Source organism: Sulfitobacter sp. AS92 (assembly GCF_038900015.1).
Lineage (GTDB): Bacteria > Pseudomonadota > Alphaproteobacteria > Rhodobacterales > Rhodobacteraceae > Sulfitobacter.
This window is the reverse complement of the sequence record NZ_JBBMQL010000021.1, coordinates 1-20,752: the sequence shown is the minus strand read 5'-3', so window position 1 is coordinate 20,752 and position 20,752 is coordinate 1. Positions and strand designations below refer to the sequence as shown.

Annotated in this window: 20 protein-coding genes and 3 pseudogenes; 13 read left to right on the top strand and 10 right to left on the bottom strand. The window is 56.9% G+C overall.

Annotated features, from left to right (window positions below; all coding sequences use genetic code 11):
- Positions 1-31: 31 nt before the first annotated feature.
- The 6 genes from WNY61_RS19450 to WNY61_RS19425 are packed head-to-tail and all read left to right on the top strand — an operon-like array spanning position 32 to position 5,330.
- Entirely contained in the window at positions 32-1,042 is a 1,011-nt protein-coding gene (locus WNY61_RS19450; protein WP_132445894.1) for an ABC transporter permease, read from the top strand.
- Between the two features lie 10 nt (positions 1,043-1,052).
- Positions 1,053-1,952, top strand: coding sequence for an ABC transporter permease (locus WNY61_RS19445; protein WP_342853091.1), 900 nt, complete (start codon positions 1,053-1,055; stop codon positions 1,950-1,952).
- A 7-nt stretch (positions 1,953-1,959) separates the two neighbouring features.
- A complete protein-coding gene (locus WNY61_RS19440) occupies positions 1,960-2,964 on the top strand; it encodes an ABC transporter ATP-binding protein (protein ID WP_342853090.1) in 1,005 nt (334 codons plus the stop codon).
- Positions 2,957-3,961 carry an ABC transporter ATP-binding protein gene (locus tag WNY61_RS19435; protein ID WP_240791638.1) on the top strand — a complete coding sequence of 335 codons (1,005 nt, stop codon included), beginning with the start codon at positions 2,957-2,959 and terminating at the stop codon, positions 3,959-3,961. Before WNY61_RS19440 ends, WNY61_RS19435 begins: the two co-directional genes overlap by 8 nt.
- A complete protein-coding gene (locus WNY61_RS19430) occupies positions 3,958-4,911 on the top strand; it encodes a LysR family transcriptional regulator (protein ID WP_342853089.1) in 954 nt (317 codons plus the stop codon). The genes WNY61_RS19435 and WNY61_RS19430 overlap by 4 nt, the downstream gene beginning before the upstream one ends.
- A complete protein-coding gene (locus WNY61_RS19425; protein WP_342853119.1) occupies positions 4,857-5,330 on the top strand; it encodes an AAA family ATPase in 474 nt (157 codons plus the stop codon). Before WNY61_RS19430 ends, WNY61_RS19425 begins: the two co-directional genes overlap by 55 nt.
- Positions 5,331-5,353: 23 nt before the next feature.
- Here the strand turns inward: WNY61_RS19425 and WNY61_RS19420 are convergent, their stop codons facing one another.
- Entirely contained in the window at positions 5,354-5,560 is a 207-nt protein-coding gene (locus WNY61_RS19420; RefSeq protein WP_342853088.1) for a hypothetical protein, read from the bottom strand.
- A gap of 64 nt (positions 5,561-5,624) precedes the next feature.
- On the opposite strand from WNY61_RS19420, the gene WNY61_RS19415 reads away from it, so the two are divergent.
- The gene (locus tag WNY61_RS19415) at positions 5,625-6,044 is read left to right on the top strand and encodes a nucleotidyltransferase domain-containing protein (RefSeq protein WP_342853087.1); all 420 of its coding nucleotides are present in this window, start codon (positions 5,625-5,627) and stop codon (positions 6,042-6,044) included.
- A gap of 78 nt (positions 6,045-6,122) precedes the next feature.
- Here the strand turns inward: WNY61_RS19415 and WNY61_RS19410 are convergent, their stop codons facing one another.
- The 3 genes from WNY61_RS19410 to WNY61_RS19400 all read right to left on the bottom strand — a co-directional run bounded on the left by WNY61_RS19410 (position 6,123) and on the right by WNY61_RS19400 (position 8,369).
- The gene (locus tag WNY61_RS19410; protein ID WP_342853086.1) at positions 6,123-6,419 is read right to left on the bottom strand and encodes a hypothetical protein; all 297 of its coding nucleotides are present in this window, start codon (positions 6,417-6,419) and stop codon (positions 6,123-6,125) included.
- A gap of 469 nt (positions 6,420-6,888) precedes the next feature.
- Positions 6,889-7,482: an SMC-Scp complex subunit ScpB gene (locus WNY61_RS19405; protein ID WP_342853085.1), complete on the bottom strand. Its 594-nt coding sequence runs from the start codon at positions 7,480-7,482 to the stop codon at positions 6,889-6,891.
- Between the two features lie 2 nt (positions 7,483-7,484).
- Positions 7,485-8,369 carry a DUF1403 family protein gene (locus WNY61_RS19400; RefSeq protein WP_342853118.1) on the bottom strand — a complete coding sequence of 295 codons (885 nt, stop codon included), beginning with the start codon at positions 8,367-8,369 and terminating at the stop codon, positions 7,485-7,487.
- 126 nt (positions 8,370-8,495) lie between these two features.
- Between WNY61_RS19400 and WNY61_RS19395 the strand changes: the two are divergent.
- Positions 8,496-9,589, top strand: a pseudogene (locus WNY61_RS19395) (tyrosine-type recombinase/integrase).
- Positions 9,590-9,595: 6 nt separating this feature from the next.
- On the opposite strand, the gene WNY61_RS19390 reads toward WNY61_RS19395, so the two are convergent.
- The 6 genes from WNY61_RS19390 to WNY61_RS19365 all read right to left on the bottom strand — a co-directional run bounded on the left by WNY61_RS19390 (position 9,596) and on the right by WNY61_RS19365 (position 16,458).
- Positions 9,596-9,931 (bottom strand): type II toxin-antitoxin system RelE/ParE family toxin, encoded by a 336-nt coding sequence (locus tag WNY61_RS19390; RefSeq protein WP_342853084.1) that lies wholly within the window; start codon positions 9,929-9,931, stop codon positions 9,596-9,598.
- Complete coding sequence (locus tag WNY61_RS19385) at positions 9,928-10,185, bottom strand: type II toxin-antitoxin system ParD family antitoxin (RefSeq protein ID WP_342853083.1); 258 nt, start codon at positions 10,183-10,185, stop codon at positions 9,928-9,930. Before WNY61_RS19385 ends, WNY61_RS19390 begins: the two co-directional genes overlap by 4 nt.
- Positions 10,186-11,735: 1,550 nt before the next feature.
- Positions 11,736-13,046 carry a helix-turn-helix domain-containing protein gene (locus WNY61_RS19380; protein WP_342853082.1) on the bottom strand — a complete coding sequence of 437 codons (1,311 nt, stop codon included), beginning with the start codon at positions 13,044-13,046 and terminating at the stop codon, positions 11,736-11,738.
- A gap of 226 nt (positions 13,047-13,272) precedes the next feature.
- Complete coding sequence (gene repB / locus WNY61_RS19375) at positions 13,273-14,292, bottom strand: plasmid partitioning protein RepB (protein ID WP_342853081.1); 1,020 nt, start codon at positions 14,290-14,292, stop codon at positions 13,273-13,275.
- Entirely contained in the window at positions 14,282-15,484 is a 1,203-nt protein-coding gene (repA, locus tag WNY61_RS19370) for a plasmid partitioning protein RepA (protein ID WP_342853080.1), read from the bottom strand. The genes repB and repA overlap by 11 nt, the downstream gene beginning before the upstream one ends.
- 680 nt (positions 15,485-16,164) lie before the next feature.
- Positions 16,165-16,458 carry a DDE-type integrase/transposase/recombinase gene (locus WNY61_RS19365; protein WP_342853117.1) on the bottom strand — a complete coding sequence of 98 codons (294 nt, stop codon included), beginning with the start codon at positions 16,456-16,458 and terminating at the stop codon, positions 16,165-16,167.
- Positions 16,459-16,854: 396 nt separating this feature from the next.
- Between WNY61_RS19365 and WNY61_RS19360 the strand changes: the two are divergent.
- The 5 genes and pseudogenes from WNY61_RS19360 to WNY61_RS19340 all read left to right on the top strand — a co-directional run.
- Positions 16,855-18,068, top strand: a pseudogene (locus WNY61_RS19360) (IS256 family transposase).
- Between the two features lie 413 nt (positions 18,069-18,481).
- Positions 18,482-19,573: an IS630 family transposase gene (locus WNY61_RS19355; RefSeq protein WP_342853079.1), complete on the top strand. Its 1,092-nt coding sequence runs from the start codon at positions 18,482-18,484 to the stop codon at positions 19,571-19,573.
- Between the two features lie 202 nt (positions 19,574-19,775).
- Entirely contained in the window at positions 19,776-20,144 is a 369-nt protein-coding gene (locus WNY61_RS19350) for a transposase (RefSeq protein WP_342853078.1), read from the top strand.
- On the top strand, positions 20,141-20,488 hold the full coding sequence (gene tnpB / locus WNY61_RS19345) for an IS66 family insertion sequence element accessory protein TnpB (RefSeq protein ID WP_342853077.1): 348 nt from the start codon (positions 20,141-20,143) through the stop codon (positions 20,486-20,488). The genes WNY61_RS19350 and tnpB overlap by 4 nt, the downstream gene beginning before the upstream one ends.
- A gap of 62 nt (positions 20,489-20,550) precedes the next feature.
- A pseudogene (locus tag WNY61_RS19340) lies at positions 20,551-20,752 on the top strand (IS66 family transposase); the annotation flags it as partial.

Sequence of the window (20,752 nt, the reverse complement as noted above, 5' to 3'; positions counted from 1 at the left end):
GCCCTTAATCCCACGACAACCGGTAGTGCCAATGCAACGATTGATCCTTAAACGACTAGGCCTGATGGTAGTCATGCTTCTAGGGCTGGCGGTTATCACCTTTACCGTCGCGAACATCGCGCCGGGCGATCCAGCGCGGCTGGCCGCGGGGCCTGATGCGTCACCGGATATGGTCGAGAAAATCCGCGTCGAGCGCGGTTTTGACCGCGCACTGCCGGTGCGCTTCGGGCTTTATCTTGGGCAACTCGCACAGGGCGATCTGGGCACATCCGTCTATACCGGACGCCCGGTTGCGCAGGATATCGCTGTATTCCTGCCCGCAACGATCGAACTGGTCCTCTTCTCGATTTTGATCGCCGTGGTCCTTGGTGTGCCATTTGGTGTGCTAGCAGCGGTTTGGCAGAACCGCCTGCCCGACCACGCAATACGGTTCCTTTCCGTTTCGGGTGTCGCCCTGCCGATGTTCTGGCTTGGGCTGATGCTGCAATGGTATCTATCGCTCGAACTGGGGTTGTTCCCGCTTGGCGGGCGGCTCGGCATCTTCGACGATGTGCCGACTACTATTACCGGAATGATATCGATCGACGCGCTGCTAGTCGGCGATCCGGCGACTGCCGGAACGGCGCTGATGCACATGGTCCTACCTGCGACCGCGCTCAGCTTTCCGGCGTTGGCCGCGATTATCCGGGTCAATCGCGCCGAGATGCTGGAGGTGTTGGGCCGCGACTACGTTGTGAATGCCCGCGCGCAAGGCATTGGGCCGTTCCGGATCATTGCGATCTATGCATTGAAAAACGCCATCCTGCCGACGCTGGCGATGATCGGGCTGCGGTTCGGATGGATGCTAGGTGGCACCGTGCTGGTCGAAAGCGTGTTCGACTTTCCGGGCATCGGGCTCTATGCCGCCAAGGCCGCCATTTCTTCCGATTTCGAGCCGATCATGGCCGTGACACTGATCCTTGGTGCCGCATTCATGCTGACCAACCTGCTGATCGATCTGATGTACGCGTTGCTCGATCCGCGCGTACGCAACCAGATATGAGGAGACGGCAATGACCGATGCATCGTTAGAATCCGGCCCCGTGACGATCCGTGAGCCAATGCGTTTCCGCGAGACACGCCGGGCGATCCGCACCTATTCGCGAAGCTTCTCCTCGATGCTGGGCCTCGTGATCGTGATCGTTTTCCTATTCATTGCCGCCTTCGGGCCGTGGCTTGCGCCCTATCCGCAGGACGCCTACGGCGCGGTCGATTTCGGGGCCAAGTTGCTACCGCCTTCAGCCGAACACTTGTTTGGCACCGATCAGGTGGGGTCTGACATCCTGTCGCGGGTGCTGATCGGCGCACGCACCACGTTGCAGATCGGTGTAACTGTGACTGGTATCGCCATCCTGATCGGTGTGCCGCTCGGGCTGATCGCGGGAATGACGAGCGGCTGGATATCTGAAGGGATCATGCGGGTCACCGACATCTTCCTGTCCATTCCAGGGCTGATCCTCGCCATTGCCATCGTCGGTGCGCTCGGTCCGGGGATCATCAACGCGATGATCGCGTTGTCGCTGGTCTGGTGGCCGGGTTACGTGCGCCTCGTTCAAGCCAAGACACTCAGTCAGCGCAACGAAACCTACGTGGATGCCGCCCGCGCACTTGGAGCGGGCCCATTGCGGGTCGTGTTCGTGCATGTTCTGCCGAATTGCCTGTCACCGATCATCGTCAAGGCGTCGATGGATATGGGCATGGCAATCCTCGGAGCTGCATCACTCGGGTTCCTCGGTCTTGGCGCGCAGCCGCCCTATCCCGAATGGGGCGCTATGATCTCGACCGGGCGGGCCTATCTGCCGGACTGGTGGTGGGCCACATTCTTTCCAGGGCTAGCGATCTACTTGACGGTGCTGGGGTTCAACCTGATGGGCGACGGGTTGCGCGACGTCTTCGATCCACGACAGAGGTAAGCAGAGCATGACCGACCATCCGCTTCTCGACATCCGCGATTTCTCGCTGGTCTTCGACACATTCGACGGCTCCTATCATGCCATCGACGGTGTGAACCTGTCACTGCAGCGGGGAGAGGCGCTAGGCCTCGTCGGCGAAACCGGCTGCGGCAAATCGGTACTAACACGCGCCGCCTTCGGCCTGGTCCCGTCGCCGCCCGCACGCATTACTGGCGGATCCGTGCAACTTCAGGGGCGTGAACTTCTGGGCCTGTCGGATCGCGCTCTGCGACAGGTGCGCGGGCGTGAGGTAGCGATGATCTTTCAGGATCCGATGACCTATCTCAATCCGGTGTTCCGGGTCGGTACGCAACTGGTAGACGCGATCCGCGCACAGTCGGGCGGGCAGACTAAACGTGACGAGGCAAAAGCGATCGCGCTAGACATGCTGGAAAAGGTCCAACTGCCAAACCCCAATCGCCAATTCGCCGCCTATCCGCACGAATTGTCGGGCGGAATGCGCCAGCGGGTGCTGATCGCGATGGCGCTGGCAGCGAAACCGAAATTGTTGATCGCCGACGAACCCACGACCGCGCTAGACGTGACAATTCAGGCGCAGATACTCGATCTGATGGCGGAACTCGTCGCCGATATGGGACTAACAATGATCATGATCTCGCATGACCTGGGGGTCGTCGCTCAGGTCTGTTCTCGGATCGCTGTCATGTATGCTGGCAAGATCGTTGAGGATGCGCCGGTCGCGCAAATATTCGATGCACCAGCACATCCATACACCAAAGGCCTGCTGGCCGCCCTTCCGCATCCGTTCCGCCGGCAGGACCGATTGGAATCGATCCCCGGCACCCTCCCGGACCTCCTGCACCCACCAGCGGGATGCCTGTTTGCCGCGCGATGCCCACATGCGGCACCGATCTGCGCAAAGCCTGTGCCGATGCGCAAAATCGACGCTTCTCACCGGGTCGCCTGCACCCTCTACGACCCTGCCCGCGAGAAGGACCGCGCCGATGCTTGAGCCGATCACGACCCGCCCGCCTGACGGCCCCGCGATGCTGTCGATCCGCGATCTGGATGTTCATTTCCCGCTGGCCAACGGGCAACTGGTGCGCGCCGTTGAACAGCTTTCGCTGACCCTGCGCGCAGGCGAGACTGTGGGGCTTGTCGGCGAAAGCGGATCGGGAAAGACGACCGTGGGCAAGACCGCACTGCGGCTGGTTAAACCGACCGCCGGGCACATCGAGATCGGCGGAATGGACGTGATTGACGTCTCGGCCCGCGACCTAAGGAAACTTCGGCAAAAGGCGCAGATCATCTTTCAGGATCCGCATTCGTCGCTGAATCCACGTATGACCATCCGCCGTGCTGTGTCCGAGGGGCTAATCCTAAACACCGACCTACGGGGGCGTACCCTGCGCGACCGAGTGTCGGAAACGTTGACTTCTCTCGGCCTGCCGGCGCAGTTTCACGATCGCTATCCACACGAATTGTCGGGCGGGCAGAAACAACGCGTCTGCATCGCCCGCGCACTGGTGCTAGATCCGGATCTTCTGGTGCTGGACGAACCGACATCGGCGCTGGATGTGTCGGTACAAGCGCAGATCCTCGGCATCCTCAAAGATCTGCGCGACACCCGGCCGTCGCTGACCCAGCTTTTCATCTCGCACAATCTGGCCGTGATCCGGTTCCTGTGCGAAAGGGTCGCGGTGATGTATCTGGGTCGCATCGTCGAGGAAGGACCGGTTGAGCAGGTGTTCGACGCGCCCGCTCACCCCTATACCCGTGCTCTGCTATCAGCCGTGCCGGTGCCCGAAGCGGTCAAGCGACCTGATCGGATGCGCCTGAGCGGCGACATCCCCAGCCCTACTAATGTTCCTAAGGGCTGTGCCTTTCACACCCGTTGCCCGATCGCGGAAAAGGGGTTGTGCGACACGACGCCGCCGCCCGCCCTGACACCCGGGCCCGGGCGCATGGCACTTTGCCACTTCGCCGACAGAACGACGGAGCAAACATGAGTTTCCCCCTTGATCGGCTGGCGCTGCAGCTCGACTGGAACCTGTTGCTGACATTCATGGTCATCGTCCAAGAACGATCGATCACCGGCGCTGCGCAGCGGTTGAACGTGTCGCAACCTTCGGTGTCGTCAGCTCTGCGCCGGCTGGAGGAACGGCTGGACCAGCGGCTGATTGACCGTGGAGGTGGACAGGCATTCCGCGTGACCCGGGCGGGCGAGGCCGTCTATCGTGAAGTGCTGGAAATTTACGGCGGCGTCGTTCGGCTGAACGATCTGACTGCCGATGGTGGCAGAGCGCTGTCGGGAACGGTGGTGGTACACCGGTCTTCGCATTTGGAAATGGACGGCATAACCCCCCTGCTGGAAGAGTTTCGCCGCCAGCATCCCGACGTGACGCTATCGCTTCGCTCTACCCCCTGCCACGAGGTAGCACAGGCGTTGCAGCAGCGCGCGTCGTCAGTCGGGTTCTGCACGCGCGTGGATCCGACGATTCACCGGTTGCGCGCACAACCGCTGAAGCCGCTGGAATTCGGTGTCTATTGCGGCCCCGACCACCCGCTTTTCCGTCAGAAGGAGATCGACCCCGCGATTCTCGCTGCATCGGATGTGGTCGGCTATGAAGAGGACCGAATGGCGGGCGCGCTCTCCACGCTGACGGTATGGCGGGTGCGCCACGGGATCGGCGACCGCTTCATCGCTGCCGCCACCGGTATCGTCGACCTATCGGAACTAATCGAAAGCGGCACCGCCATCGGTTGCATGGCCCGGGGACACGCGATCCGCTATGGTGCGAGACTCTGGCAGATACCGGTGCCGGTATCGCCGCCGCTGGTGGACGTATTTTCGTTGGTGGATACGGAGCGGCACATGACCCCGGTGGAATATGAACTGCTGAAATTCCTCGAAACAGCCGGAATGGTGACGCTTCCGACGCGCCGTTCCGACATCTGAGGCGGAGCTTACATCAATCGCCCTGTATCAGCGCGGGTCTGGCGCTGAAGGACTCTTCCATTGATCCCAGGCGCGTTGCTCTCATCGAGTTACTGATTGTCGACGAAGCGGAGCGCCTTAACTTCACTGCCCTCGAATGGCTAAACGACCTCTACGATCGTGCCGCCATGGGGCTGATCCTGACCGGCATCGAGAAAAGCATAGCACGCTACGCCCAACTCTACAGCCGCGCCGGTTTCGCCCACGAATACCGCCCGCTCCAAGGTTGCGTTTGCATCGAATGGCGGGGAAGTCCCGCCCCATCTGACCCTCGGGATATGCAGAGCCTTTATACCCTAACTGCTCACGGCTCAGGCAATGCCGTCGTCGCCGCGGGTAGTAGAGCGAGACATAGGCGATCTCGACGCGGCTCCCGATGAACAGAGGGCCCAGGGCAAGGATTTCAGTCTTTGATTTGACTGAGCGCCGCCAAGACATCTTCAGCGTTTGCGTGGACCACCTCATTGTAGATCGGACGCGCTGCTCCAGTCTCCGCGAGACAAGCTTGTACATGCTCCGGAAGCTCATCCAGGGGAATGTCATCGCGGCGACGTAGCGCATCCCAGATCACGCTGTGGAGATATCGCCATCTATCGTCCTGGGCAGTCATATTGGGTCCTGTCGTCAATCGCGTTCAGGGGTGACCATGACACAACTTGGAGCGGAATCCCGGCATGTCAAAATCGCTCAACATAAAACCCGATATGAGCAAGACGACCGATATCATACAGCGCAGAGCGGCCGACCGGCAACGGACGGCTATGGCGGCTTGGCGCGAGATCAAGGCGGACCTTGAAGCAGTGGGCCTAGAGCCGACCTTGTTTGGATCCTTGGCCAATGGTGGTTTCAGGGCCCACTCCGACATCGATGTGCTGGTTAAATTGGGAGATAGCGGTATGTCCAGGTCCGCCGTCGACCGTATCGTCAGCAAGGCCTCGCACGAGCTTCCAGTTGATCTAATCATTGAAGAAGATTTGACGGAGTCCGACCTGGAGGCCTTGTTGGCCGATATAGGGCGCACATCCAAGGCCCGCTTTCAAAGCCTCGAGAAGCAGTTCTTAGAGAGAATGACCCGACTTACCACAGCATCATGAAAAAGGCCCCCGACCATATGGTGGGAGCCTTTTTGCTTCATGCCCCGCAGTCAGCGGGAATATATGATAAGAGCAAACTTAACGGCTGTCGTTACCCTGACCATAGCCGCCGTAGATGTAGCCTTCACCAGGGCTGCGCAGATTGCTGCGGCTGCTCAATACGGCATCGGTATCGAAAGTCCCATCCGCGGTGCTGAAGGTGATGTCATTCGCCTTTGTGGATTCACCGGGTGCGAGCGTGCGGGTCTTGTCGCCATAAACCGCTTCAGCGCCAATCGACGTATCAAGGCGGAGGTCGTTGTAGTAGGTCGAGTTGTCGGCCGCGGCAGCGGTGGAAATAAGGGCGGCGGCAGCTGTTGTCATAACGAGCTTCATGATCAGTTCCTTTCGTGTTTGACCTTCATCGCGTCATTGCGTGTCATCGTTCTGGAAAAGGAACGTAGCCAGCGACGACTTTGTTTCTGCAGTGCAGCGCACAGGGTCTGTGCATCACCAAACATCTCGCATCTCAGCATAAACAAAGTCCAAGAAGCGCTCGTTGGTCGTCTCGATCAGGCGCTTACGGGTTCCAAACCGGCGTAGATGATTGTTAAAACACGTGGTACGCAAAGGTATCTGAGAAAAAATACTTTGTAGTAACTTTGTGCTTAAAGCTGTTTACGGATTAACTTACTCAACTCTGAAGGGAATATCCGCCGCTGTCGAGGTTTCAGAACTCCGTCGCGGTCGCGGCGCCGCAATGCAATGGCACCCATTCAAGGCTTCCTTAAATCTCAAGAAATGCCCATGAAGACCTTCACGAATGTTCCGCACAGGGGTCTCGAACCCACCACGCGCCTCCAGACTACGCAACACCAAGTCCCGCGTCGTCGAGCTGCTCCCGATCCGGAAGATCGCGCAGGCTCTTCAGATCAAAGGCGACCAGGAACTGCTCTGTGGTAACGAAGGTATAAGGCGCGCCGCGACGGGGCGCCCTTGGCCCGGTCCCGATCAAGTTGTGCGCATGTAACCTTCCAATCAGGTCGCGGCTAATCTCCTTGCCAAAAATGTCCTTCAGCCCATCGCGGGTGATTGGTTGGTGATAGGCGACAGCGGCGAGGACTGCGACGTCGAACGCATTCAGGTCCGCAAGCTGATTATTTACGTCCGCAGCAAGGCGGATCGCCGGGGCATAAGCGGCCCGCGTCCGAAACATCCACCCACCGGCAACTTGGGCAATTTCAAATGACCGCTCCTCGAGGTCTACGGAAAGGTCTTCAACTAGCAGGTCGACCGACACCCCCTGCCCTACTACCCGCGCCAAATCATCGCGTCCAACAGGCGACGCACTGGCGAACAGCACCGCCTCAATCCGGCGCACCCACTCGCGCCAGCGCAGTTCGGGCGGAAGGTCGGCAAGCTCGCGGTCGAGCTCTGACGCAGGGCGATCTTTTGCCATACCTAGATCCCGTACAGCCGAAACGTCTCACGGCCGGACAATTCACGCACCGCGCCGAGATCAATCAAACGATCACACAGCCGCCGCGCCGCCCGATCTGGCAAGGGCAACGCGGACGGGGTCACGGCGTCACGGGTTAAAAAAATCTCCACCGCCTCCTTTGCTGCCTTGGCCCGGAGTTTCGGGGCAACTGCTTTCAGATGCGCCGCCCGACGCGCAAGGTCGGCGGAGAGCCGCACGGCCTCAGCGGCCGATGAGACGACTGCGTGATGACAGGCCAGACGCAGGTCTTCGCCGCGCTTTTCCAAGTCAGCACGGCTCAAACCTTGGGCCAACAACGGCACAAGATCATCCCAGCGGAGCGCTTGCGCAAGGGCCGCATCCGCCAAGATAAGCGCCGACAGTTCTCCCCGCGGCGCATTGGTCAGGACCGTCTCCAACACAATGGCCGCACGTGAGACCGGCGCCCCCTGCCCCGCATCGAGCCAGATAGCGATCTGTTCCTGCTCAAGGGTCGGTACGGCGCGGCTCAACGCCCTAACCGCCACCGGCCGCTCGACTGCGCGACGCCAAGCCAAAAACACTCCCCCTGCCGGTCCCGGTAGATCGCCAGGACGCAGCAGGTGAACCGCGTCCCGCAAGTCCCGGGCCCGCTCAGAACGGCCAGAAAACGTCATACAGGCCTCAGCGGCACGCAGCGCGAGACGCTCTCGCAACAAAGCTTGCGGGACTTCGTCTCGTGCCAACACAAGATGCAGGTGAGCAAGCGCCGCGCCCGACAAAAACGCCACATCTTCAGGGGTTTCGGCCCATCCGGAGGTGACCCAGTCCGGCATCCGGGGTAGCGTGACAAGACACTCGATGGGATGGGCGCAGGCAAAGGTCATGCGCGAAACATACAATGAGACGGCTCTTTGTGCCAGCAAATAGCGACGAAACCGCCCTACCATGCTCTACTTAGTTATGTCCAATAATGTTTACATTATCGGACATAATGAGATATCCTCACAGCCATGGCAGAAAACAACGAAAATCCGAACCCATCAGGATCGAACAGGGCTCCCCCCTGCCAGGGCAACGAGAATGAGACGTCGCACAGCGACCCTCTAGCACTTCCCTCCGACGTGGCTAACTCTGGGACGCCCAATCCCCTGATTGACGATGCGCGCCACTATGCCGACCGCAGAGAACACAAACAAAGCTTACATCGCAGACTGGAAGCACTTTGCTCGCTGGTGCCGATTACGGGGAACGCCCCCCCCCCCCTGCCCCCGTCACCTGAGATGATCGGCCTTTACCCGACCGACCTGGCCGCTCCGAATGGAGCGACGCCTCCTCTAACTGTTTCCACAATCGAGCGTCGATTGTCCGGTCTCAGAAGCACTACGCGCAACGCGGGTTCGAACTTGATCGGAAGGATCGCCACAATGCCCCAATACTGGCGGGCATAAAACGGAAGCACGCGCGACCACCCCTGCAAAAAGAAGCTGTGTCGGCTGAAGATATTATCTCGATGGTCGCCACTTTGCCATACGACCTTCATGGGCTTCGGGATCGAGCCATCCTGCTGCTTGGATATGCAGGCGGTCTTCGCCGCTTGGAAATCATCAGTATCGACCGCCATAAAGATGATACGGTGGATTCGGCTGGATGGGTTGAGTTCATGGGCGATGGGGCACTGCTGCGTTTCCGACGCAAGACGGGCTGGCGCGAGGTCGAGAGTGGCCGCAGCTCCAAGGACCAAACTTGCCCCGTGCACGCACTTGAACAATGGTTGCACTTCGCCAAGATTGACTTCGGTCCGGTGTTCGTCCGCAGGTTCCGTGATGGCAAAAGGGCATCAGAAGCGAGATTGAATGACAAGCATGTCGTACGGCTGGTCAAGCGCACGGTCCTGGACGCCGGAATTCGGTCCGACCTGCCCACAAAGGACCGGCTCGCGCTGTTTTCTGGTCATTCGCTGCGTGCCGGCCTCACCAGTACGGCAGAGTCTGATGAACGCTATGTCCAGAAGCAGCTCGGGCACGCTTCGCCGGAAATGACCCGCCGTTATCAACGCCGGCGCAACCGGTTCCGAGTGAACCTGACGAAGGCAGCCGGGTTGTGACGTGGATCAGCATTCTTCGGATTGCAACGTCGAAAACGAGGCAACATGGCGAGGGAGATCGCTGCGGGAATGGAGGGTATTTACGATGATGACCTCGTCCGATCGATCCAGAAAGACCAAAAAATGCTCCCCTGCCCTTATGAACCGTAGGTCTTCGACATCATCAACGAGAACTGCGCAACTGCGACTATGGGCCCGGTCATTCAAAATACGTTCACAGCAGTTGAGCAATTCGGCCTCGTAAAGCTCTGCTTGGCGCAGCCCGAAAGTTTCGATCGTCCATCTGGCGATTTCAGTGAGGCTGGCTTCCGCACGACGGGTCAGCCGGAAGGATCGGCTCATGAACGCGCGCGCGCAGTCGCAAAGACTCTACGGATCGCATCGTTGCCCCTACCTTCAGCAAGATCACCCGCCCTGGCTTGCGCCAGACCTTCGAGAAGCTGCCGGCGGATCCCCATGATCTGCGCCTCTTCCTGCTCGAGCAGCCTCAGGCCAGCGCGCATGGCTTCACTCGCATTTTGGTAGCGCCCAGACGCCACCAGTGCTTGAATTAGATAGTCTTGGGTTTCGGTCAGGACAACGTTGCGAGTTACCATGGGTCGGGCCTCCATGATTGGCAATATATGCCAATGCTAGGTTTTGGTCAATGGAGCCCTCTATTCGGCGGCGAATGGCCATCATGTAGCATTTTCTGTCGTCTCTATCTCATTTCTGCGGCCCCCTATCCCGAGCAGAAGACGAGCGGGAGGCCTCGCGTCTGCGAAAAATTACACTGGGTACTCCCAAGTAAGAATCTCTGTGACTCATCATTATATTTCTGCTTTCCGTTCCGGCCTATGGAATACCATTGTTGCAAGTTGGAGCATCCAACACTTTGGCTGGACTGAAGCCAGGGTTTTGACCTCGGTCGCATACGTCGCAAGCCGCTTGGATTTGATTTCAGTCCAAGGGGTTATGAGTGACGACGCGGCGCAGCTCGTGCAGGCCCTCGAGGCCAGGACCGGTGAGCAATGGGACACTTTAATTTGCATGCGGTCGGTTGCAGTTCCTACAAAGAGCTCTACGTTTTTCTTAACCGCCCGGATAAAATCGCTTGGGGCAATGGTGCTGGGATCGCGACATCTTCACGCGCGAGCCCTTCTCGGCCCAGTTTTGAAGCCATGGACAGGTTTCAGTTCGTGTTGACCACAGTTCATTAACCTATGAGAAATCGGTATTTGAACGAGAAAAGATAGCGCTTGTCCTACCCTCCTATCTAGATTGACTGAATTAGAAGTTTTGACGTTACTGCGGTTTTCCTGTCAGACAATTTCAGTCTGACTCCGACGAACCCGGACCATTGATTACCGTCGGCGACACTACTCTCAGCTAACAGAACGGACACTTAGCGGACCGCTATAATCATAAACGACGGTAGCGCGGCGTGAGTCTGTGCATTTATGCCGGCGGCTGGTGGTAAATTTCACATCGAATTCTGGGCATCACCCATGCTGAGGTTCTGGATGTGGCCAAGCCGGTCATCTACGGGCTTTGAAAATTGACCGCGGTCAATTTGACAATGCGGAAATCCTCTTCACCGGTCCGTTTAGAGCCCCCGAAACGACCCCTCCATTATCGGAAACAGGAACTCAAAACCTCCCATCTCCCGGAGTGTCCCGGCCATTAGTAGACCGGTTTAAAGAACTGCGTTGGCTTCAACGATGATGCTGCTGCGAGCCAAGCCAGATCTCGCAAGGCGAAGAATTGCTGAACCTCGCGATTTGGAGAAGCTTTGGTACTTCAGGCCAGGCTGGGGATTTTCGCGCAACTCAGATAGCACTAATTTAAGCAACTTGGAGGGATAAAGAATGTCTGATGTAACTGTTCAGGTATTTGAATTCAATCAGCCTCGGGGGGTCGTAAGATTCTTGTAAAACTGATTGACGGTTCACGATCAAGGTCAACGGCAAGCTCAATACCGATAGATAGATGCCGCTGCTCGCGCGAGACATTGCCGCTGAAGCGCTCTCAGTTAGAATCGACGATTTCGATATTTCCATTTAATCTCGATTGACCGCGGTCAATTCGGGGCACGTCCCGATAGCAAGGCATCACAGCTTTGGGTCTGCTCGAATTTACCGCGGTCAAATTTAGTTCATGCCCAGGATCATCGCATGCCTGCGATCGGTTTGCCCGCGATGAACCCTTCGATCATCGAAGTGAAATAGGCGGGCGGAGATTTGATACGTATCGCATTCTCGGCCAGATATTCTAAAGCCCTAAGCATGTTCGGCCATCCAATTGAAGCTACACCTTTCGCCAAGGCATCACTCTTCAAACTTAAAAAAGATCCAAAAAGAAAAACTACTTCCCGCAAACGAGAGGGTGATTGAACAGCATCCGGGTAGAAGCTGGCGATATTTGGACTACGCTCCCATGCTTTTACGAGCCGGGCATATTCGTCGGGCGCATTCATAGTAGGATCTATTTTTAAGGACTCTACTTGGCGGACAATCTGGCCGTTCCTACCGGACTCTTTCGGCGTCTCCGCAAACCCGCTTTGAACGCAGGCATCTCGCTGAGCAATTACTTTTCGGCGTGATGGAGTGCCTGACCGAGCCGCTGCACTTTTATCCTCGAGCTCATCACCGGCACAGCTTTTACTGCGGCCAATTTCTTGGGAGGTAATTGCGTTGAGCTCAGCGCTTCGCAGCTGATCGGCGGCTGCTGGGGCAGGGCAGGGGACGCTGTGATGGGCTTGAGAAATCTGACTGTCCTTTTCCGCCGCAGAGAGAGACGCTTGGGCGGCAAGTTTCAGCGCGCGCATCTCGCAGTTAAGAGCCACCACCTCTTCAATCTTCAATGAGGCCCGGCGCAGAATTTTCTTCACATCAGCGAGAAAGCCGATCTGTGCCGCGGTCAACTGCCCAGGTGCGCGTAGAAGATCAGCTCGAGTTGCCAGCGCTACGGAACGCATCGAGCGAAGCTCTTCGGCCTCAAGACTGAGCCTTGCTGCCTCGGCCACCAGCTCGGGGTAGACTTGGAGGAGGGGGGAAAGATTGAAGCCAAAGGCGTCACGCACAACCCCGCCGACCCGGAGCGGGAAACGCTTTCCGGTGGCGCTGTCTTTGCGCGTGATGAAGCCGATATCGCAGAGCTTCGCGATGTGGCGCCGAAGCACTCGCTCGTTCATGCGATTGGCGCGTTCACAGATGGCTTTATTCGAGGGATAAACCACGAGAAGCTCGTCGGAGCTAAGCGGAGCCTCTTTGCCTGTTTCGCGATCCCGGCAGGGGAGGAAGCTCAAAAGCGCCTCAAGAACAAGGATTGTACTTGGCGTCATTCCATAGCTCGGTGAGCTGCTTTTGACCGCGGTCATGAGATCGCGCCGGGTTACTTGGGGTGCTGGTCGAGGGCGGGTAGGGGCATGACTCCTCCGCTCCCCGGCATGAATTACCGTGGTTGTAGCCTGTATCATAAATTTTCAGACGGCAAAGAGATACCATTCACCGAAAACGGTGTTGCAAACGATTGTCTAGCAAGGTATCCATGAGGTGCTTAAATCTTATGGGACCCTTCGAGACTTCGGTTTCGGGGGGTTTCTTTTTGCGCTGCGTCTGCCTCCTTTCTCTTTGCTCTTCTCTATGGTTGTTACGTGGCCATTGTGGCTCTTATTGTCGTTCGTTGTGATGGATTGACCATGGTCAATCCTTTAGAATCAAAGACTTGACCCTTTGGCCACCGGGGAATTCGCTTGACCAGCTATCAAATATTCGAGGAAGTTGGTCCTCAAGATACTCGATGAAATCAATTGCATATTCCTCCGTTGTCTCGATGGTGATCTTCCCACGCTTCTTGACGAAGCGAACCGGCTTATCGCCGACGGTCAACGGTTCTGAGCGCTTTACCGAGGCGGCTTCTTTTTGCTGCGTCTCTTCACTCAAGGTGGCTGTTCGAAGCGCATCAACGAGGCCCTGCAGAGCTTTCAGGGGGTCCGCCTCGTCAGGGATCATCGCAAGCAACTTGCTGGTACCAAGAACATTAGCTTCTTTGAGGCTCTTGCGAAGATCCATCCATGGCCGACGGCCTATTTCATGGCCAGAGCCAATCCGTTCGATGACCTCGATTGGTACATCACGGGCCACGGTAGCGAGGCGGCTTAATGTAGTCTTATCAACCGCCAAGAGCCCGCAAATTTCATCTTTATCGAAGCCGTACTCTTCCAGACGCGTTGCGAAAACTGCCTGTTCAATGAAGCTTCGCTGAAGGCGCGCGGAGTTCTCACGTGCGAGCGACTTCAGCGCATCGCGCTCTTCCATCTCACGGATGAGCGCGCGCACCGGGATGCCAAGTTCACGGCAAGCCGCGATACGCCGCCGTCCATATACCACTTCATACCGCTGACCTGCGCCGCGCCTATAACGTAGTAGAACCGGGATCTCCTGACCGGAAGTCCGGATCGAGGCAATCAGCTCGTCGAGCCCATTGCTCGTATCAAAACGGTCCTGCAGCGCGGAATCCGCGATCTCACGTGTATCCACCATTTGAGCGGCCTGCGAAGAAACTTGGCTCAATACATTGGACATGGCTTGTAAGGACTTGGGCCCGCTTGGCGTTTTTGTCTCCCCCTCCACGATAGGGGAGGAGGGCTTCGCGAGAGGGTCGGATGGAGAAGTCGCCTCATTAAGTTGACTGAGGCTTTTAGCGAGCAGATCACGTCTCATCGGTTACCTTCCTTCCCCAAGCGGCCTGAATCATCTTCTCTACGTCGTTTGAGAAGCCGATGACGCTTTCAAGCGCGCGGTTATAGGTCTTGCGGTTTTTGGCGCCGGCCAAATCCACTTCGAAGATCGTCTTTTGCGAGAGCCCGGCTTCACTGATGGCCGAGGACTTCACGAAAGGGGTAGGGATCACGCTATCGCCGAGCAGTTGCCGGATCCAATCAGCAAGATCGACTTGCGTACTGATCCCAGTGTCATAGCGGGTCAGCAGATAGGCAAAATTATCGTAGTTTGCGACGCCGCCGTTTCCGTGAATGACCTCAAGCACACCTGAGGCCATGTTGAGAAACTGGCTTGCGGAGGCAAGATCGACCCGTTCGGGGATTACGGTCATCAGTAGAGATGTGGACGCACATACGGCCGCCATGGTCAGATAGCCCAGCTGTGGCGGACAATCGATGATGACGATATCGTAGTCGTCTTCGACCTGACGGAGGCTATCCCCCAGCCTGTTGAAGAAAACGGGCTGTTCACCGCGGCTGAGCGCCATTGGCGTTTCGGTCTCGAACTCAGATAGCATGATGCCGCCCGGTACGAGGTCGAGGTTCGGCACATAGGTTTTGCGTAGCACATCCGTGATGGGCACGCGGATCGTATCACCGTCTGTGTAGCGGAGAGCGTCATAGAGCGTTCCGCCTTCCTTGAAGTCCAACTCAGGCTGATATCCGAAGAAGGTTGTCAGGGAAGCCTGGGGATCGGCATCTATGCAGAGGACGCGATATCCACGAGCCGCAAGTCGAAATGCAAGATGGACCGAGGAGGTCGTTTTCGAACTGCCCCCTTTAAAATTGACGGTCGACCAGACTTGTAGCTTATCGCCAGGCTTGCGTCCCGGCAAAAAATGATGGGGATCCTTGGCGTTCTTATCGAGGATCTTTCGGACCTTCAGAACGTCTTCAGCGGTGTAGGAGCGCTTGTTTCCAGTACTCTGGGCAACTTCAGGAATTTTGCCTTCAAAGTGCGATTTGCGCAGGTAGCCGCCGCTAACCCGAAGCAGCTCTGCAACCTCCGCTGCCGAGAAGGCCCTTAGGGTCTTCTCTTCTTTCGGAGCAAGGAAGAGCTTCGACATATTGTCGAGCGCCTGCGATAGCCTTCCGGAGTCCGCGCGTAGCTTATCATGAAGTACGTTTATCATTCTTGTCTGCCCGTAACCTCGACCTTCAATTGGCGTTTCTCGAGTGTTTAGGGTTCAAGAAACAGCTTTTGCAGTCGTTTTGTGTTTATCTTGTTACAAGCTATGGCCCGGGCAGACCTGAATCTCAAGAAGAATTACGGATTTTGTGCTTGAAAATACGAAAACATAAACAAGGAGCGTGAGTACAGGAAGTTGATGTAATGAACTAAGAACGCCGCCAAGTGCTTTGAATTATAGGATAAAAACTACGATCGGACTTACACACAGGTTCTTCATTTTTGCTTGAGTTCGGTGACCTGCGCCATAGGCCATACGTTTGGCTGTAGCGCCGAAGAAAGCGTAATTTGTCCCGAAACAGTTCTTGAAGGAGAGCCCGCAGTCTGTCTCAAAGTGGGATTCAGAGACAGTTTAGAAGCCGAAGTCGATAAAAGGCGTTACCAGGATCGATCTTGTCCGAATCTATCTGCTTGTGTGAAGCCGTGCCGGGAGATACCTTGACCTTTGCACCGATGTGATAAAGAACGTCCTGGGGCTGCAGGAAACGTGCGGGCAGATCGCCGAGTTTCCAACCTGGCATGCCGGTCGTTCATCAAGCGGCCTTTGCCGCGGAATCCCACGCCTTGAATGCTTCCAGGCGAATGGTAGCGGACGGTTGAAGTAGAACGATGCCAGCTTGGTAATTAAAAACAATTACGGGTCGCGGACTGCATAGAAACGAAACGCTGCAACTCGCTCGGTGAACGGAAGCCTTGCATTGCTCGCCCTCGTTTTCGTAAGGGCAGATGGCTGTTTACTGCGCGATTATTGGGTCCCTTGTGTGACGATTGATTGATGCTGGACGCGACCTCATGCTTTGCGGCACTATAGGAGCGGAGTTTGTCCGCAGGGATCCTTTCAGGCACGAAGCCCCAACGTTTCATCAGCTTGAGCAAAAGCCGCTTTGCGGCGCGCTTGTTTCGTTTCGATTGGTGAATTTCCTCAATAACAACCCCGTATTGGTCGACCGCGCGCTACAGCCAGTATGGGCGTCCCGCGATCTTAACAGCGACTTCGCACAGATGCCAGGTCGACAGGTCCAATCTGGGGCGGAGAAAAGCCCGGTACTGGGTGATATTGGCCGCGGCGATATTTCGGGTTCGCGGGTTCTCAATGCACCGAAGACCCAAGATTATCACCGCGGTGATAAATAAAGCGGCTCCCAGTTGACGTACAAAACGATGTATATCACCGCGGTGATAACGTGTGTGACGTGCTCCCCATTTGTTGGACAGAATCAGGCTCGATCACTTATTAGTAGGATGCGTTTCGATAGTGTCCGTTCTTTTGTGTAACTGCGATCTGGTCCATGCTTCCTGAGAGGAGCAAGGACGATGACCATATCAAAGGAACTGCTGGACGAGTTACTGAAGGGCTTCGAGCGGTCTGAAGATCTGCTTGGCGATGCCGGGCTATTGAAAGAGCTCAAGATCAAGCCGATGGAGCGGATGCTCGGTGCTGAGCTGACGGCACATCTTGGCTATGAAGACGGCAAGGATGCCCCGCCTGATCAGGCCAACCATCGCAACGGGTCATCTGCTAAGAAATTGAAGGGGCAAGACGGTGAACTGCCTATCGCTTTGCCGCGGGACCGGGACTGCAGCTTCTAGCCTGAACTGGTGAAGAAGTGACAGACCCGCATTGATGGGATGGATGACAGGATTATCGGGTTTTACGCCGCCGGTCTGACGGTCCGCGATATCCGTGCTCATCTTGAGGACGTCTATGGCCTGCAAGTCTCACCAGACTTGATCAGCCGCGTGACCGATGCGGTGTTGGATGAGGTTCGGGAGTGGCAATCCCGGGCGCTGGACCGGATGTATCCCATCGTCATTTTTGACGCTCTGCGGGTCAAAATCCGCGACGCCGATAGCCGCATGGTCAAGAACAAAGCCGTCTACGTGGCCCTCGGCGTCAGCAGGGATGGCGTGCGTGAGGTTCTCGGTCTTTGGATCGCTGATAACGAGGGCGCCAAATTCTGGCTCTGCGTGATGACAGAGCTGAAGAACCGTGCGCTCCAAGACATCCTGATTGCGGTGGTGGATGGCCTCAAGGGCTTCCCTGATGCCATCACCGCAGCCTTTCCGGACACGGCCGTGCAAACGTGCATTGTCCATCTCGTGCGCCACTGTTGAATTTCTGTGCCCGGAAAGATCGCAAGGAGGTGGCCGCTGATCTGCGGCGGATTTACAGTGCCCCTACCGCCGATCAAGCTGGCTTGGAGTTGGATGCCTTCGAGGAAAAATGGGCCGGGAAATATGTGTCAATCGCCCCCGCCTGGCGCAGAGCTTGGCAATAGGTAATACCGTTCTTTGCCTCTGATCCCGCCATCCGGAAGATCATCTACACCACCAACGCAATTGAAAGCTTGAAACGTATAATCCGCAAATTAATCAGAACGCGGAGATCGTTCCCGACCGAAGACGCTGCAATGAAGCTGATCTACCTGGCGATCCGAAACTTTGAGAAAGGCGGCCGGAATGTTCGAGAATGGTTTGCAGCTCGCAATCATTTCGCCATAATGTTCGAGGATCACTTCAATGCGTGACCCAATCTAAAACCCGCATGGGCCAGACCAGATACACAAAGTTCATGACACTCCCTGCGTTTCTCGGTCACCTGCATCGGTTCGCACGTCGATCGCTTTATCTCAGCGGCATGATCCACTGCCTCGGCTCTTACATGCTGCGGCATCGAAAATATGCGCCTGCTGTCCGCACTGTAACTGAACTGGGCCCCATTTCAACCGGAGACCTTGGCCTGACCACCTATCCACGTTCTATACCTGCGTCACAACGGCCCACTTAGACCTATCCGTCGACCGAATGTTCTTACTAATATCCAAACTACGTGGGTTCCAAATAATTTCCAAGAAAAGCGTCTGCTTAGCAAGGGCCACCTCTAGTGTTAACCACCTGACAGATGATTCCCATCGGCAACGTGATGTGCCATATTTGGGGCATGAGACGCGATGACATCTGCCTTTATCTTGGCCCCGCGGACCGTGCTGAGCTTCAAGCCCTGATCAGCAACCGCGACACTGCGCGCAAGCTTGTCTGGCGGGCCGAGATCGTCCTGGCCACAGCGGACGGTGATGGCACGTTCGAGATCATGCGACGCGCGGGCACGTCGAAACCCACGGTCTGGCGCTGGCAGCAGCGGTATCTCGATGAGGGCGTGGCCGGTCTCAAGCGTGACAAGACGCGACCCTCGCGGGTGCCGCCTTTGCCCATGGAAACAAGGCTGAAGGTGATTGCCAAGACGGTGCAGGAAACCCCGCCCAATGCAACGCATTGGAGCCGCGCGCTAATGTCCGAAGCCATGGGCATCTCGCCGTCGAGCGTCGGCCGCATCTGGGCGGAAGCTGGCTTGAAGCCGCATCTCACGAAGGGGTTCAAGGTCTCGAACGACCCAAAGTTCGAGGAGAAGGTCACCGATATCGTCGGGCTCTACCTCGACCCGCCAGACCGTGCCGTGGTGCTCTGCGTCGACGAAAAATCGCAGATCCAGGCGCTGGATCGCACCCAGCCCGGACTGCCGCTCAAGAAGGGTCGTGCCGCGACCGTAACGCACGATTACAAACGCCATGGCACGACCACGCTGTTTGCTGCGCTGGATGTGAAATCAGGCACAGTCATTGGCGATTGCATGCCACGCCATCGTGCGCAGGAGTTCCTAAAATTTCTGCGACAGATCGACAAGGCTGTGCCCACCCGGCGCGATGTGCATCTGCTGCTCGACAACTACGCCACCCACAAGACGCCTCAGGTGAAGGCCTGGCTCGAAAAACACTCGCGCATCAAGCTGCATTTCACGCCCACCAGCGCGTCATGGCTGAACCTGGTGGAGCGCTTCTTTGCCGAGATCACATCAAGGCGCATCCGGCGCGGCAGCTATTCCAGCGTCGATGACCTTGAGGCCGCGATCTACGACTATCTGGCCCACCACAACGAGAAACCAAAACCCTTCAAATGGACCAAAACCGCAGAGGATATCCTCACCCGGGAACGCCGCGCACTGGACAAACTCGATGAAACTCGCGGAAACAGGTAGGAAGTGTCAGACTCAGAACACTAGGCAGTGATCCGGGCAGTTGTTGCTGTCAACGATCACGGAACGGTTGAGGTTAAGTCCACGTTCTCGGTTGGCTGCACCGTAAGCGCCCGATTGTTACCGCCTGCCGCGTGAACCCATACTCACTTAACTACTGTCGTTATTGTCGTCGTTACTGACGTCGTATGAGATGGGATGAGATATGCGTCATGAAGTGATTGTCGGCGTTGAGCGAAGGCGCCGTTGGCGCGAAGAGGAGAAATTATCGATCCTCGAAAAGGTTGGCTTAAATGGCGCAACGGTCAGTGATGTCGCGCGATGTCATGACATTACCCGCCAGCATATCTACCAGTGGCGCCAGGAACTTCGGCGTAAAGGGGTTTTGCCGCGGACTTCGGAGACGGTCTTTCTGCCGCTGCCTTCGCCTTCTTGCGAGGAGCCGGGGCAATCAAGAGATCGACAACACTTGGAGATCGAAGTCGTGCTTGGAAATGGTCGCAAGCTGCGCTGCGCCGGTGATCTTCCATTAGAGCGCATCCAGCAACTCATTCTGGCCGTTGAGACAGCATGATCGGGCCTGGAACCGGTGTCCGTGTGTATCTGGCGTGCGGCGTGACGGACATGCGCAAAGGGATCGCAGGTTTGTCCGCCATGGCTCAAGATGTATTGCGTCAGAAGCCCACGGGTGGTGCTGTGTTTGCCTTCCGGGGTCGGCGCGGGGATCGGGTGAAGCTTCTGTACTGGGACGGTCAGGGGTTTTGTCTCTATTATAAAGTTCTGGAACGCGGCCGCTTTCCTTGGCCGAGCGCGGAAGACGGAGCCTTGCGATTGACCTCTGCGCAGCTTACAATGCTCTGGGAAGGCATTGACTGGCGACGCCCCGCTTGGGGCGCTCCGCCTGCGCGTGTGGGGTGATTTTAGCTTCTAATCTACCATATTTATATGGTGTTTGCGGCTAATTCTTGGTAGTCAGGCGCATGTCGCACTCAGCCAAAAAACTGCCAAATGATCCCGCCGAATTGAAGGCAATGATCGCGGCATTGCAGGCTGAAAATGCTCAGATTGCGGCGGAAAACGCCAAGATGTCAGCCACGCTGCGGGTCCATGATCAATTGGTTCAGGCGCTTCGCCTGCGGATCGCAATGTTGCAAAAGCTGGCTTCTGGCAAATCGTCGGAGA

Coding starts and splice junctions, on each gene's coding strand:
- WNY61_RS19450 (WP_132445894.1), top strand. CDS start 32: ATGCAACGATTGATCCTTAAACGACTAGGCCTGATGGTAGTCATGCTT.
- WNY61_RS19445 (WP_342853091.1), top strand. CDS start 1,053: ATGACCGATGCATCGTTAGAATCCGGCCCCGTGACGATCCGTGAGCCA.
- WNY61_RS19440 (WP_342853090.1), top strand. CDS start 1,960: ATGACCGACCATCCGCTTCTCGACATCCGCGATTTCTCGCTGGTCTTC.
- WNY61_RS19435 (WP_240791638.1), top strand. CDS start 2,957: ATGCTTGAGCCGATCACGACCCGCCCGCCTGACGGCCCCGCGATGCTG.
- WNY61_RS19430 (WP_342853089.1), top strand. CDS start 3,958: ATGAGTTTCCCCCTTGATCGGCTGGCGCTGCAGCTCGACTGGAACCTG.
- WNY61_RS19420 (WP_342853088.1), bottom strand. CDS start 5,560: ATGACTGCCCAGGACGATAGATGGCGATATCTCCACAGCGTGATCTGG.
- WNY61_RS19415 (WP_342853087.1), top strand. CDS start 5,625: ATGTCAAAATCGCTCAACATAAAACCCGATATGAGCAAGACGACCGAT.
- WNY61_RS19410 (WP_342853086.1), bottom strand. CDS start 6,419: ATGAAGCTCGTTATGACAACAGCTGCCGCCGCCCTTATTTCCACCGCT.
- WNY61_RS19405 (WP_342853085.1), bottom strand. CDS start 7,482: ATGGCAAAAGATCGCCCTGCGTCAGAGCTCGACCGCGAGCTTGCCGAC.
- WNY61_RS19400 (WP_342853118.1), bottom strand. CDS start 8,369: ATGACCTTTGCCTGCGCCCATCCCATCGAGTGTCTTGTCACGCTACCC.
- WNY61_RS19390 (WP_342853084.1), bottom strand. CDS start 9,931: ATGAGCCGATCCTTCCGGCTGACCCGTCGTGCGGAAGCCAGCCTCACT.
- WNY61_RS19385 (WP_342853083.1), bottom strand. CDS start 10,185: ATGGTAACTCGCAACGTTGTCCTGACCGAAACCCAAGACTATCTAATT.
- WNY61_RS19380 (WP_342853082.1), bottom strand. CDS start 13,046: ATGATACAGGCTACAACCACGGTAATTCATGCCGGGGAGCGGAGGAGT.
- repB (WP_342853081.1), bottom strand. CDS start 14,292: ATGAGACGTGATCTGCTCGCTAAAAGCCTCAGTCAACTTAATGAGGCG.
- repA (WP_342853080.1), bottom strand. CDS start 15,484: ATGATAAACGTACTTCATGATAAGCTACGCGCGGACTCCGGAAGGCTA.
- WNY61_RS19355 (WP_342853079.1), top strand. CDS start 18,482: ATGAGACGCGATGACATCTGCCTTTATCTTGGCCCCGCGGACCGTGCT.
- WNY61_RS19350 (WP_342853078.1), top strand. CDS start 19,776: ATGCGTCATGAAGTGATTGTCGGCGTTGAGCGAAGGCGCCGTTGGCGC.
- tnpB (WP_342853077.1), top strand. CDS start 20,141: ATGATCGGGCCTGGAACCGGTGTCCGTGTGTATCTGGCGTGCGGCGTG.